Source organism: Pseudoclavibacter sp. AY1F1, from assembly GCF_002931075.1.
Taxonomy (GTDB): domain Bacteria; phylum Actinomycetota; class Actinomycetes; order Actinomycetales; family Microbacteriaceae; genus Pseudoclavibacter.
Genome location: NZ_PSTQ01000011.1, coordinates 90,267 through 103,982, shown reverse-complemented (window position 1 = coordinate 103,982; position 13,716 = coordinate 90,267). Strand labels below are relative to the sequence as shown.

Genomic DNA, 13,716 nt, shown 5'->3' with positions numbered 1-13,716 from the left:
GAACGAGCGTAACCAGCGCACCTCCGGGCCAACCCGAGCCGCGCCGCGACACGCCGCAGTGCCCGGGCGAGCGCCCATACGATCAGAGAGTTGCTGATCTTCCCGAAAGGAAGCACCATGCCCCTGCAGAAGCAGTCGAAAGTCGCGATCGTGGGGGCCGGGAGCGTCGGCACCTCTCTCGCATACGCGTGTCTCATCCGCGGTGTCGCGCGCGAGATCACCCTCTACGACATCGACACGAAGAAGGTGGAAGCCGAGGTGCTCGACCTCGCCCACGGCACCCAGTTCACGGGTTCGAGCGTCATGACGGGCTCGAGCGACATCACCACCGTCGCGGGAGCCGATGTCGTCATCATCACGGCGGGCGCGAAGCAGAAGCCCGGGCAGACGCGGCTCGATCTCGTCGGCGTGAACGTCGGCATCCTCGAGTCGCTCATGCCGAAACTCGTGGAGCTCGCCCCAGACGCGGTGTTCGTGCTCGTCACGAACCCGTGCGACGTGCTCACGGTTGTCGCCCAGCGCATCTCCGGCCTCCCGCCCGGCCGCGTCATCTCCTCCGGCACGGTGCTCGACACATCCCGTCTCCGCTGGATCATCGCGAAGCTCGCGGGCGGCCTCGCCCCCACGAGCGTGCACGCCACCATCGTCGGCGAGCACGGCGACAGCGAGTTCGCGCTCTGGTCGCAGGCCACGATCGGCCCCATCCCGATCCTCGACTGGGAGCGCGACGGTGAGCGCCCCTTCACCGAGGAGACGCTCGAGAGCATCACCCACGACGTGCGCACTGCCGCGTACAAGGTCATCGAGGGCAAGGGCGCGACGAACTACGCGATCGGCCTCTCCGGGGCGCGCATCGCCGAGGCGATTATCAACGACGAGCATGCCATCATGCCCGTCTCGACTCTCCTGCAGGGGCAGTGGGGCATCGACGACGTCGCCATCTCGACGCCCGTCATCGTGAGCGCCAAGGGTGTCGAACGCATCCTCGACACCCCGATGTCGCCGAGCGAGCTCGAGAAGTTCCTCGCATCCGCCGAGGAGATCCGCTCGACGGTTCGGTCAGTCAGCTAGACGCGGCCAGTCAGCTAGACGCGCTTCCTCAGTTAGACCCGCGGCGGGCGCGGCACACCCATCCACTCTTCCTGAGTGGACCGCGATCCCCGTGCGGGTCTGCGGCTTAGATGAGCGGATGCGCTCCATCGTCCGCCTGCCCCGTCGCGCCACTCAGCTCGTCGTCGGCATCCTCCTCTACGGCCTCGCCATCGCCATGATCGTTCGGGGTGAGCTCGGTGTCTCCCCGTGGGATGTGCTGACGCTCGGCATCCAGGTGCAGTCGGGCCTGCCGTTCGGGCTCATCACGGTGCTCATCAGCGTCGTCGTGCTCCTCATCTGGATCCCGCTCAGGCAGCGTCCCGGTTTCGGCACGATCTTCAACGCGCTATTCGTGGGGCCGTGCGCCGACCTGGGTCTCTGGATCATCCCCGAGGGCCTCGACCTGTGGTGGCGCATCCTGCTGCTCGCCGGGGGCATCCTGACCCTTGGCCTCGCGACAGGCCTCTACATCGGAGCGCTCTTCGGGCCGGGCCCGCGCGACGGTCTCATGACGGGGCTGCACCGCGTCACTGGCTGGCGCATCTGGATCGTGCGCACGAGCCTCGAGGTTGTTGTCCTCGCGATCGGCTGGATGCTCGGCGGCGACGTCGGCATCGGCACGGTCGCGTTCGCGCTGCTCATCGGGCCCATCTGCGGGGTCGCGATCCGCTGGTTCACGGTCGACACCGGCGGCTCCGCCGAAGCTGAGACCCCGGCGGAACGGGACGCGCGCGGCAGCGTCGAGCCGAGCGACCCCGAGACCCTGCCAGGCGACACCCCCGCCAGCTGAGCTGCTCAGCTTCGACGTGGGTGCTCGCCCGGCAGGCGGGGCAGCTCGTACTCTCCCGCGTCTCTTCTGAACACGTCTCTTATGAACACAAGGTGAACGGGATGCACGCAGAGCCCTACCCTTGCTCAGTACCGACCCCGAGGTGTGCGCCGCGTTCCTCCCCTTATGTGCTGATTCTCCAGCGAACGCGCGGCACCCGTGGGCCCCTTCACCAGGAGAAACGTGATCCATGACGTGCCCAAGCGCTGACGGCCAGATTCCAGAGAGCGCAGCCGCGCCCCACACCGAAGCCGTCTTCACGGAGAAGGGCCGCGACCTGAGCGAGCGCGGCCACCAGGCAGGCCGCGGTCCGGCCGTCGAGCAGGGCGAGGCGCTCGCCAACACGCTCAAGCCGCGCCACCTGTCGATGATCGCCCTCGGTGGTGTCATCGGCGCCGGCCTGCTCGTCGCCTCGAGCACCGCGATCCTCGCGGCCGGCCCTGCCGTCATCCTCGCCTACGCCCTCGCCGGGGTCGTCGTCGTGCTTGTCATGCGGATGCTCGGCGAGATGGCCTCAATATCGCCGGAGACGGGTTCGTTCTCCGCCTACGCGACGCGCTTCATCGGGCCGTGGGCCGGCCTCTCTATCGGCTGGCTCTACTGGTGGTTCTGGGTTGTTGTCGTCGGCATCGAAGCCACGGCCGCCGCAGTCATCATCAGCGGCTGGCTGCCGGAGATCCCCCAGTGGATCCCGGCGCTTGTCATCACGCTCGTCTTCCTCATCGCCAACCTCATCAGCGTGAAATCGTTCGGCGAGTTCGAGTTCTGGTTCGCGTCGATCAAGATCGTGTCGATCATCATCTTCATCATCGTCGGCGCGCTCCTCATCGCGCACATCATCCCGAACAACACGGCCACGTTCGGCAACCTGTCGCCTGCCGACGGCGGCTTCGCACCCTTCGGCGTCGCGGGCGTCCTCGCCGCCCTCCTTCCCGTCATCTTCTCGATGTTCGGGGCAGAGGTCGCCACAATCGCCGCCGGCGAATCCGAGCAGCCGGCCCAAGCAGTCCGCAAGGCCGTCAACTCGGTCGTGTGGCGCATCCTGCTCTTTTACATCGGCTCGATCCTCGTGGTCCTCATCGTGCTGCCCTGGGACCAGATCACGGCGGGCGTCAGCCCCTTCGTCACGATGCTGAACGCCGCGGGAATCGGCTGGGCAGCCCTCGCGATGGACATCATCGTGCTCTCCGCCCTGCTCTCCACCCTCAACGCGTCGCTCTACACGGCCTCCCGCATGGCGTTCTCGCTGTCGCGCCGCGGCGAAGCCCCCAAAGCGTTCCGCAAGGTCTCGAAGCGCGGCACCCCGTACGTCGCGATCCTCGCATCCGCCGTCGTCGGACTCCTCTCGGTTGTGCTCAACTACACGACCCCCGAGTACGTGTTCTCGTTCCTCGTGAACTCGACCGGCGCCGTCGCGATCTTCGTGTGGATCGTCATCGCCGTCTCCCAGCTGCGCTCACGGCGCATCCTCGCGGAAGACGCCATCGCCGCCGGCAAGGACCCGAACGAGAAGACCAAGGGCGCCATCCGCATGTGGGGCTTCCCGTGGCTGACCTGGGTTGTCATCGTCGCGCTGTCCGCGCTGCTCATCTACATGTTCTTCGCGGGCGAGACGCGCCTCATCGAGGTCACGACGAGCTTCATCATCGCTGGCATCTCGATCGTCGCGGGCGTCTACGTGCAGCGCAAGCAGAAGCGCGAGCGCGCGGCGGCGGCCTCGGCTTCCGGTTCGGCCCCGGATTCCGAGTCGACTTTGACGCCTTCGTCGAAGTAGTTCCGCACCGCTCCACGGTCTCGGGATGGGTTCCTCGCGCCCATCCCGAGACGGGGCATCAGAGCGCGTCGGCGGCCGGCGGCAGGTCGTCGTCCGCGGCGAGGAAGCTGCCCGTGACGCGTACCGTGGCGGCCGCAACCGTCATGGCCCGCTTCAGGATGCGTCGAGCATCCGCCACCTGATGCGGAACTCCACCCTGCACGATGGAGGCGACGGCCGTCGCGAACACGGCGTCACCGGCTCCCATCGTGTCGACGATGTCGCCCGGCAACTCCACGATGGGCTCGGCAACGTCGATGCCGGCCCGGTTGACCCACCGCCCGCCGCGATTCCCTTCCGTGGCGATCACGTGCGTCGCGCCGAGGTCGAGCATGTCGCTGGTCGCTTCATCGAGGGGAGCTTCTAAGAGCAGGTCGGCGTCGTTGTCGGAGAGGTGCGCAAAGAGGGCGCTGGAGACGTGTCGCTCGAAGTTGTCGAGGAACGCCACTGGGTCGTCGACGAGCCCGAGGCGCGGGTTCGGGTCGAGGAGCAGGCGCTCTTGCGGGCGGATGACCGCCTCGAGCAGGCGCCGGTGCTGCTTCTTGTCGTCGAACGCGAAGCCTGAGATCGCGACGAACGGGGCCGCGCGGATCAGGGCCACCTGCTCGTCGTCGAAGCGGATGCGCCGGGCGCGTGCCGCGTCGTCGAACGTGTAAAGGGGCTCGCCGTCTGCCGGTTCTCCGAGCGCCCGTCCTGTTCCCGCGAGCGACACGGACGGGGCGAAGTGGATGCCTCGCTTGCCCAGGTGGTCGCGGATGCGCCGGCCGTCCGCGTCGTCACCGATGCTCGAGATGAGCGCGACCGGAACGCCGAGGCGCGCGAGCGCCATTGCAACGTTGAGGGCGGAACCACTCACGTAGCTGCGACTCGTGAGCCCTCCCCGGGCTTCCGTCTCCCGCAGCTCGGTGACGATGGCGTCGCCGATGACCACAACTGGCGCGTCTGAGGTGGGGCGGGCCTTCGCTGTGGGTTTGCTGCTCATGTCCCCGATTGTGCCCTGTATGGATGGACCCTGACTGTCCGTTCGACGTGCGCGCTTATCCTCGTTGCATGTCCACTCCAACTACCAGCCGAGAAGCCGCGCATGTGCTGCTCGACGCCGTCTCCGTCACGGAAGTCTCCCCCGACGCCGCGGCGCTCGCCTACGAGCGACTCGTCGAGGTGGGAGCGTTTGTTGTGAAGGTCGAGCAGGGGCAGGGACTCGACACCGACATCGACCCGGACGCCGAGCAGCCCGTTGACGGTGGCCCGAACCAGGTCAAGGTCAACATCGAGCTCTCGAACCTGCTGCACGCGAACTACATGACGCTCGACTGGCTCATCGAGGAGCTCGCGCACGCCCGCAACACGACTCGCGACGACATCATCATCGCGCTGCGTGAGCACCTCGACAGCGTCGCCGCCAAGTAGCTGCTACCCGGTTCGGCGGCGGAGCGTGAGCGATCCGAGCACCAGCGCGCCAGACGCGAAGGCGAGGATGACGAGGATGGGCGCCCAGAGGTCCCAGCCTTCGTCGCCCGCCGTGACCGCGTTGATGGCATCGATGGCGTAGCTCAGCGGTAGCCAGTCGGAGATCGCCTGGAGTGCGTCCGGCATCTGCTCGCGGGGCATGAGGATGCCGCCGAGCAGCACCTGCGGGAACACGAGTACGGGCATGAACTGCACGGCCTGGAACTCGGTGCGCGCGAACGCGCTGGCGAGGAGCCCGAGAGCTGTGCCGAGCAGCGCATCCGCGACCGCGACGAGGCCGAGCTGCCACAGCGGTCCCTCCACGCTCAGGCCGCACACGATCACGGCGAACGCCACGGTCACCACTGCTTGCAGCACGGCCGCGACGGCGAAGGCGAGTGCGTAGCCGACGATGAAGTCGCCCTTCGAGAGCGGCGTCGTCATGAGGCGCTCGAGCGTTCCGGATCGGCGTTCCCGCAGGGTTGTGATGCTCGTGATGAGGAACATGATGATGAACGGGAACAGCGCCAGGATCGCGGGGCCCAGCTGCTGGAAGACGCCGTCCTGTTCGGAGAACAGCCAAGAGAATAGGCCGACGAGCAGGCTCGGTGCGACGACCATGAGGACGATCGAGCGTGGGTCGTGCCGGATCTGGCTGAGCACGCGGCCGGCCGTCGCGAAGGTCCTGGTGGGGCTCATGATGCGTCCCCCTCAACCGGGCCGGCGTGACGCCCCGTACTCTCGCCACGTTCGATGAGCGCGAGGAAGGCCGCGTCGGCGTCGCTGGTCCCCGTTTCGCGCAGCAGTTCCGGCGGGGTCGTGTCGGCGATGAGTTGACCGTCTCTCATCAGGAGGAGGCGGTCGCAGCGCATGGCTTCGTCCATGACGTGGCTACTGACGAAGAGGGTCGCACCGCTGTCGGCGAGTGAGCGGAACAGCGCCCAGAGCTCCTCCCGCAGCACGGGGTCGAGGCCGACGGTGGGCTCGTCGAGCACCAGCACCTCGGGTTCCCCCAGCATCGCGACGGCGAGCGAGACCCGGTTCTTCTGGCCGCCGCTCAGCGACTCGACTCTCTGTTTCGCCTGGGCGGTGAGCCCGACACGTTCGATGATCGCATCCACCCCGGCGCGCCCCCTGCCGAGCACACTCGCGAAGTACCCGAGGTTCTGCGCCACGGTCAGGTCGTCGTAGACGGATGCGGCCTGCGTCGCGTAGGAGACGCGCGAGCGAAGCTGCCGGGAGCCAGCGGGCTCACCGAGCACGGTCACCGTGCCGCCGGAAGTCTTCTGGACGCCAACAATCGCGCGCATGAGGGTCGTCTTCCCGCATCCGGATGGCCCGAGGAGCCCCGTGATCTGACCTCGCGGGACGGAAAGCTCAAGCCCGTCGAACACCGATGTGCGACCGCGACTGACGCGCAGTCCGCTGACGACGACGGCCGCCTCACGCACCTGAACAGCACCGTTCGAGCTCATACTCGAATCCTACGAGCGAGCACCGACATCGCAGGCGCGTTGCGGGCCTATGCTTGCTCCGCCATGGCCGAGTCCCGCGCGTCCCGCATCGCCCCCATCATCGCTACCGCCGTGCTCGTCGTCGCAGCGGTTGTCGTCGCGGCCGCCGGTGTGCTGCCGGCTCCCGAGCTGCTGGAGCTGGGCGAGCGGGTCCTGCCCGTACTGGCGTTTGTCGTGGGCATCACGATCGTCGCTGAGCTCGCGAGCGAGGCCGGCGTCTTCTCGGCGCTCGCTGACCGGCTCGCGAAGCTCGGCCGGGGGCGGCTCTGGCTGCTGTGGATGCTCGTGCTCCTGCTCGCCGTGGTCAGCACGGCATTTCTCTCCCTCGACACGACCGCTGTGCTCGTTACGCCAGTCGTGGTGCTGCTGGCCGTGCACGTCGGGGTGTCGCCCATCCCGTTTGCGCTCGCGACCGTCTGGCTCGCGAACACCGCATCGCTCTTCCTGCCGGTCTCGAACCTCACGAGCCTGCTCGCGGCGAGATCCTTCGAGGGCGGGCCACTGCAGTTCCTGGCACTCACGTGGGCGCCCGCGCTTGTGGGTGTGGTGGCGAGCGCCGCCATCCTGTCGTTCGTCTTCCGCCGGCAGCTCGACCGCCGATATCGGATGCCGACTCCCACGAGCATCCGGGACCGCCCGCTCCTGGTCTTCTCGGCGGTGGTCACGGCGCTGCTGCTGCCACTGTTGGTCTCCGGCATCGAGGTGGCGATCCCGGCGGGGGCGGCCGCGCTCCTGCTCATCGTCGCTTTCGCCGCGCGCCGACGAGCGGCCCTGCGGTTCGGGCTCGTGCCCTGGCAGGCGCTCGGTATCGCAGGGTCGCTGTTTGTCCTCGTCGAGGCGGCTCACGCACATGGGCTGAGCGAGCTGCTCGCGTCTGTTTCTGGCCGCGGCGACGACCCCCTCAGCCTCCTGCAGCTGGCGGCGATCGGCGCCGCGAGCGCAAACGGCATCAACAACCTGCCCGCATACTTAGCGCTGGAACCCGTCGCCGACAGCCCCGCCAGGCTGGTCGCACTGCTCATCGGCGTCAACCTCGGTCCGCTCGTCACGCCGTGGGCCTCACTCGCGACGCTGCTCTGGCACGAGCGGCTCGTGTCACTCGGCGTGACGATCTCGTGGCTGCGCTTCGTAGCCCTCGGGCTGGTTGGGGCCGCGATCATCGTGCCGCTCGCGACGCTGGCGCTCGCCGCGACCCTGTAGGTGGATGCAGGGCGGCGGAGCCGTCTCCCGTCCTCACCGCAGATCCGCGTAGAGCACCAATGCCCGCTCTTCCTGCACGCCCAGCTTCGGTCGACGGGGCAGGCCCATGACGGTGCCCGCGAAGGCGGAGCGTGGGAGCTTTGCTGCACCTACAACGGCCATCCGACACTGGGACCCCTTTTCGGAGGTCAAATCAACTTCTTCGTTTGTTCGGATGCCGCACGCCTGTATGAATGCTCGTAGGATCCCCCATCCTGAATTCCCCATCCCCCATCCCCCATTCCCCTCCATTGCGCGCAAGGCGGCCTCATGACCTCCAACCCCACATCCCATCGACTGACGACCGACGACGCTCTCACGGATGCACCTCCGGCAGGAGTCTCCCGGCGCACCGTCACGCAGGGGCTCGCATGGTCGATCCCCGTCTTCGCGACGGCCGCTGCGGCACCCTTCGCCTCGGCATCGGTCACCTGCACCGAGACGATCAGCACGTCGACGGCGACGTACACCAGGACCAGCGCCACCTCGGCGGTCTTCACGTGGACCGATCTGTTCGGCGACGGCAAGGACTTCACTTTGACGCTCAGCGCCGTCCCCAACGGAGCGGCCAACATGACCATCAACACGGCCAACAACTTCCTGCTCGACTCCGCGACTGCCGGCGGCGAGGCACTGCCGAGCGTGCGCCTCTCCCTCGACACGCAGAACCTCAACAACGCCGGCGGAGGGGAGCGAGTCACGTTCGCCTTCGCGCTCGATGGCGTCCCCTCGGTTGTGGATGACTTGACCTACAAGATCAAGGACATCGACGGGGTCCAGGCGATCGACGGTCTTGGTGGCGCAGAGCGCGTATACGTGTCGTCGGGCACAGGCACCTACAACTCGACCTGGGTCGTCGGACAGGGGCTCAGCAACAACGCGTGGCGGGCAGCCACCGGGGCACCGAACCCCGAGGTCATCCCGACCAGCGGTGCCGGCAACGTGGCGGTCACCAACCCGTTCACGTCGGAGTTCGACCTCACGTTCGTCGCCAACAACTCGGGGCGGGCTCCCGCTGACCGCCCCAACCAGAACATCTGGATCGGCCCGTTCACGTTCACCGCCATCAACCCGAGCTGCACCGCCTGAGCTCCGGGGAGCGCGAGCTCCCGCAGTCGGCCCGCGGCCGGTGTTGCACGTCTCTTCAAAGCGGCGCCCTCCAATTGGAGGGCGCCGCTTTTCGCGTTCCACCGACGGCAGCTCCGCAACCCTCCGGACACGCAGAAACCCCGCCGGGCGCGCGTTGTGCGCGTGCCAGACGGGGCGGGGAACCAGACGTGTGGTTACGGCTAGGTCTGCGGCACCAGGGGTACAAGAACATTGTTATAACGACCGCCTGGCGCGGCATGGAACACCGCGCGAGGACACCACACCCCCGCTCACGACCACAACGGGACGCCCTCCGCGTTTCTACATGCGTTGGATGAGTCACAAGAAAAGCCTCCGTGAGCTGCAAGCGTCGCGGCTCGCATACTCACGGAGGCTTTGGCTTCCCACAACTATTAGGCGTTTCATACCTCGCGGTCAGGGCAACGCGTCTCGCACGGAACTCCCCGCGCAATCCACACAAGAACCCAAACGCCGAGTCAAGATCGCCTGAGTCACTCGACAGGGAGCAACGCTGTAGTGAGCGATCGTTGAAACCTTGACGAGGATCAGATGTGGTACTGGTACACGTCGAACGGGCGAGGGATGATCGCGGCTTGCGGGCTGATAGGCACGACGGTGCCCCCGCAATCAGTGAGGCCGATGTAGGGGAATGCGAACCCTGTTGACGTTCCGTTCCAGTTCGCACCAGGGACATTTGACGTGACTTCCCAGATGACTGTAATCGTGTCGCCGGGATTGACGAGACCCGTGGGCCCCGCAGTGGAGGCAAGTGTGAGCGTACGCTCTGCCGTCGGCGAGGTTGAAGGCGCCGACACCGCCGAGACAATCACATTTCCGGCGCTCGATGTCGCCGTGGGAGTACCCGCGGCGAGCCAGACAACCGACGATGTGGCTCCGACACGAACTCTCAGACCTGAGGTCAGGGTCGGGCTCGAGCCATTGAAGGTAAATGTGGCCGTTCCCCTGACGGTGTAGGGCGTGCCAGGCGTAAACCGATGCACAAAGTACCCGGGGTTCTGTGCTGCAGCATCAGTCACCGTGGCAGCTGGAGTCGTAACCGGCTGATTCGAGTAGACGATGGAAACATCTGACGCCGAGAGGCATTTCGGCGAAGCGACGGCCATCGGCGTAGCAACGGCGACCGCTAGTACCGGCACTGCCCACGCCGCGCCCTTGACGAGGTTTCGCCGAGTCGGCGACGCACTCGACATCGCTGCTGATTGTGTGACACCGGATTCAGACATGTTCTCCCCTGGGTACCTATTTCGCGTGCGGCGAATCACAATTCCGATTCGCCCACCTGCGCTGCATTCATTGCAATTCTCGTCGCACCAGAAATGCGCCGTCACATCGACAGCGATTGGTGCAGACAATGGCAAGCGTAGGACAGGACTACCCGCCGAAATGCGACAGGAGATAAATGACCTCATAAAGAGGGTCACTCGCGTTCGAAGAAGCCGTCTTCCCTCGCCGCACGTGCGATATCGATCTTCGTGTAGACCGGGCGGCCGACCCCCGCGTACTTGGCTTTCACCCTGGCCAGGTACTTCTTCGCCGTGTGGGGTTTGACCCCGATGGCCGCCGCGACCGCGTCGAGAGTCAGCCCGGAAGCGTAGAGCACCATGGCGCGCTCTTCCTGGATGCTGAGCTTCGGCCGCTCCGGATCGCTCGCGATCACACTGGCCAGGTCGGGCGTGAGCCAGCTCTCGTTGTCGAGCACCGAGTGGACGGCGCCGAGGATGGCCGACTCGGAGTCCCGCTTGCCGACAACACCCGCGACCCCGGCACGGAGCACGGCACGAACCAGGGGTGGGGAGGCCAGCGCCGAGAGGACAAGCACGCTCATGACCTTCGTGAGCCGCTCGATGAGCGCAGGATCTGCGCTCTCCCCGCGGTCCACCATCAGGTCGAGAACCACCAGTTGCGGCCATTCTGGTCGCGGGGTCTCGCTCAGCCAGCGAAACAGCTCCGGCAGCGTCTCGACGCTCGCCACGACTACGAGATCGCCCGCCGAATCCAAGAGCTCGACGGTGCGTGCGCGCTGAAGGAGGTGGTCTTCGACGACCGCGACGCGAACCTTCCGCGGCCCCTCCCCGTGGGGCATTCCATGGTCGAGGCTATCGCCGCTGTTCATGTCAGGCTCATCTCTGTCGTAGGGCTGTCCCACTGGTCGACCGCGGCAGTGCTGAGTCGTCGTGCTCCGAGCGAGAGCTGGAGCACATCCTGGGAACCGTAGGTGTTGTTCGTGAAGTTGGCAGCCATGCCAACTGGTTGAAGTGCTGCCCACTGCTGGCCGGCCTCGGAGATCCACGGGGAGTCGCCGACGACGGTGCACGTCGCGCGACCGTGCTGCTCGAACACCGTGATCGTGAGCTCCCCCGCGGCTGGAATCGCCGCGGCGCTGGACACGAGCAGCTGGCCGAGCCGATCGGCGGCCTCTGGATCCACGATGTCCACGTCGTCGGCGCTCAGACGCAGCACCGAGTTCCTCCGCCGACATTCACTGAGGGCTCGCACGAGCCAAGGACCGAGGTGCACGGCTTCCGAGCTGAGGAGGGAGACCTGCCTCAGGAAGGACTCCTCGAGCGCACACGTCGAACGCGTCTGCAGCGAGTCGGGGTCCGCCTCGCCCTTTGCGAGCGCGTCCAACACGCGAATCGAACCGTCGAGGCCTGCCTGCAGCCAGTATCTCCGCGCCTCATCTGCCGCTTCGATGCGCGACTCCTGCATCCGAGCGCGGAACACCGCCTCCTGGTCCGCGTTGACCTTCCACCCGATCTGCCCGATGGCTGCCCTGAAGTGCATCCAAGCGAGCGTGAACCCGACCCCGACAAGACCGGCAACGAGGACCGTCAGAGCGGCGCCACCCAGCATCGGTGTCACGAGGCCAGCGAGAACGAAGCTCGCGAGGGCGTAAATCAGCAACGAGAGCCACGCCGTTCTGCGGGGGTCTGCAACCGGAACGGCGAGCACGAGCACGAGGGCCGCGCTCGGCGCGAGCGCCTGCCAGAGCACGGCGTCGACCGCACCGAAGGAGACTGCAGCGGCGGAGAGCGTGAACGCCGCGACGCCGAGCGGGACGAGGCTCAGCACCAGCGCGGTCCTGAGCCGAGGCCCAACCCGGAACGCAAACCAAGCGACGACGATCGCGACGACGTTGGCCGCGAGCATGGGGTAGGCCGCGCTTGCCAGACCCACCCTGTTCACGGACTCGAGAACGACGCCGACCACGGTGACCCCGGTCGCCCAGAAGAACGCTGCGCGCCTGACCAGCGACTCACCGCCCGCGACGACGTCGACACTCGGATGCTCGGAGCCCGGATCCTGCGAGGGCGACAGCGCAAGGGGCAGCCGGATGATCCCCGTCGTACCGGCGCCCTCCTCCGAAGTCACTGTGGCGCTCGCCCCCACGAGCTCCATGCGGGCGAACACGGACCTCGCGAGACCGCGGCCCGAGCGAATGGCACCGTCGAACCCGCGCCCCCGGTCGCTGACCCGCACGATGAGTTCGCCGCCCGTGAATGCAGTGCCCAGTTCTGCACGCTGCACCCCCGCGTGCTTGAACGTGTTGAGCAGCAGTTCTCGCGTCGCGCCGACGACCGCCCGTATCTGATCAGGGGTGGCCGCGTTGGAGAGTCGCGCGAGTTGGCGCGCATCCAGACCGGAACGGGACAGCTGCACAAGGGACGAGTCGAACATTTCCTCGAACGATGTCGCCGTCGTGGTCCGCTCCGAGTTCGCCAGGAGCAGTTCCCTCACCACGACGACATCGCGAGCACAGCGAGCACGGACAGCTGCCACATCGCTGGTTCCGGCACCACCGTTTGCGATCGCGCCGAGCGTGTTGATGGCCGAGTCGTGCAGGACCCGCGCGTCCTCGGCCACCTCACGTCGCCGAGTTCGCCTGGTCACCGCTTCCCGGAAGGCGTCTCGTGAGCTCGAGACCGCCTCATCGGCGGTTGCGGTGAAGCTGGACAGCGCCCAGGATCCGAGCTGGGTGGCCGTCAGGATCGCGAGTTGTGTGACGAGCACAGCGCTCGGGAAGCCATGCCCCCAGTCGGGGTTCGTGACGAGGATCGCGAGCGGTACCAGCAAGGCCGACAGCGCCACGAGCACGATCGCCAGGTTCCGGGACATGGCGAAGGCGCAGACTAGCGCAGTCAGGTTCACGAGCCAGCACGCGGCGAAGGTCAGCGTCGCATCCAGATCCCCCGTGGCCCGCCAATCGAGCACGCCCACCAGGTAGGAGGCGACGACGACGACCCAGGCGGGGATGCGATTGTCCCTGGCTCCCAGCGCCAGAGCTGCGAGCACGGCGTGGGCGAGCGCGAGCCCGGACGCGAGGGATGTCGACAGCGAAGACACCACGATGGCGCCGAGCATGACGACCTGCCAGGCGGCGAGACCCGTCAGCAGCGTGCGCCGCATCGAGAGGCGGAGGGTCTGCGTCGCCCACCCTGCACGGCCAGAGCGGTCTGCCGGCCGGTCGCGCAATGACTGGGAGGGGGAATCTCCAGCCACTGCCATGGGCACCTGCATCCTGGATGCGCTCGCCAAAGCGGCCTCTCCAACGAAGGAACGGGTAGAAGTGGCTTCAGGGCGCACCAGGCTGGGGGACCCGGGTCTCTTGCGACCACTGATTGAAGTGTAGTGAGCCGGACGGCAAACGG

The 13,716-nt window shown here is 67.0% G+C and carries 11 protein-coding genes; 6 read left to right on the top strand and 5 right to left on the bottom strand.

All coding sequences use genetic code 11. The features are described from left to right. Positions 1–117: 117 nt before the first annotated feature. The 3 genes from C5B85_RS15225 (at position 118) to C5B85_RS15215 (ending at position 3,695) form a co-directional block, all read left to right on the top strand. Positions 118–1,071: an L-lactate dehydrogenase gene (locus tag C5B85_RS15225; protein WP_104286856.1), complete on the top strand. Its 954-nt coding sequence runs from the start codon at positions 118–120 to the stop codon at positions 1,069–1,071. Between the two features lie 118 nt (positions 1,072–1,189). Beyond that, on the top strand, positions 1,190–1,882 hold the full coding sequence (locus tag C5B85_RS15220; protein WP_219819423.1) for a YitT family protein: 693 nt from the start codon (positions 1,190–1,192) through the stop codon (positions 1,880–1,882). A gap of 229 nt (positions 1,883–2,111) precedes the next feature. Then, positions 2,112–3,695, top strand: coding sequence for an amino acid permease (locus C5B85_RS15215; protein ID WP_104286855.1), 1,584 nt, complete (start codon positions 2,112–2,114; stop codon positions 3,693–3,695). A gap of 58 nt (positions 3,696–3,753) precedes the next feature. On the opposite strand, the gene C5B85_RS15210 is transcribed toward C5B85_RS15215, so the two are convergent. Next, positions 3,754–4,716 (bottom strand): carbohydrate kinase family protein, encoded by a 963-nt coding sequence (locus tag C5B85_RS15210; RefSeq protein ID WP_104286854.1) that lies wholly within the window; start codon positions 4,714–4,716, stop codon positions 3,754–3,756. 68 nt (positions 4,717–4,784) lie between these two features. Between C5B85_RS15210 and C5B85_RS15205 the strand changes: the two genes are divergently transcribed. Further along, positions 4,785–5,144 (top strand): hypothetical protein, encoded by a 360-nt coding sequence (locus C5B85_RS15205; RefSeq protein ID WP_146077976.1) that lies wholly within the window; start codon positions 4,785–4,787, stop codon positions 5,142–5,144. Between the two features lie 3 nt (positions 5,145–5,147). Here C5B85_RS15205 and C5B85_RS15200 read toward each other — a convergent pair whose 3' ends face one another. Then, on the bottom strand, positions 5,148–5,882 hold the full coding sequence (locus C5B85_RS15200; protein ID WP_104286852.1) for an ABC transporter permease: 735 nt from the start codon (positions 5,880–5,882) through the stop codon (positions 5,148–5,150). Then, complete coding sequence (locus C5B85_RS15195) at positions 5,879–6,658, bottom strand: ABC transporter ATP-binding protein (protein ID WP_104286851.1); 780 nt, start codon at positions 6,656–6,658, stop codon at positions 5,879–5,881. The genes C5B85_RS15200 and C5B85_RS15195 overlap by 4 nt, the downstream gene beginning before the upstream one ends. A gap of 63 nt (positions 6,659–6,721) precedes the next feature. Here C5B85_RS15195 and C5B85_RS15190 point away from each other — a divergent pair, with 63 nt between their 5' ends. Together C5B85_RS15190 and C5B85_RS15185 are read left to right on the top strand one after the other, a co-directional pair. After that, on the top strand, positions 6,722–7,897 hold the full coding sequence (locus C5B85_RS15190) for an SLC13 family permease (RefSeq protein WP_104286850.1): 1,176 nt from the start codon (positions 6,722–6,724) through the stop codon (positions 7,895–7,897). A 309-nt stretch (positions 7,898–8,206) separates the two neighbouring features. Further along, positions 8,207–9,025, top strand: coding sequence for a hypothetical protein (locus C5B85_RS15185; protein WP_104286849.1), 819 nt, complete (start codon positions 8,207–8,209; stop codon positions 9,023–9,025). Between the two features lie 1,459 nt (positions 9,026–10,484). Here C5B85_RS15185 and C5B85_RS15175 read toward each other — a convergent pair. Together C5B85_RS15175 and C5B85_RS19270 are read right to left on the bottom strand one after the other, a co-directional pair. Further along, positions 10,485–11,180, bottom strand: a complete 696-nt coding sequence (locus C5B85_RS15175) for a response regulator (protein WP_181064464.1) — start codon at positions 11,178–11,180, stop codon at positions 10,485–10,487. Next, positions 11,177–13,573, bottom strand: a complete 2,397-nt coding sequence (locus tag C5B85_RS19270; RefSeq protein ID WP_181064463.1) for a hypothetical protein — start codon at positions 13,571–13,573, stop codon at positions 11,177–11,179. The genes C5B85_RS15175 and C5B85_RS19270 overlap by 4 nt, the downstream gene beginning before the upstream one ends. Positions 13,574–13,716 lie beyond the last annotated feature (143 nt).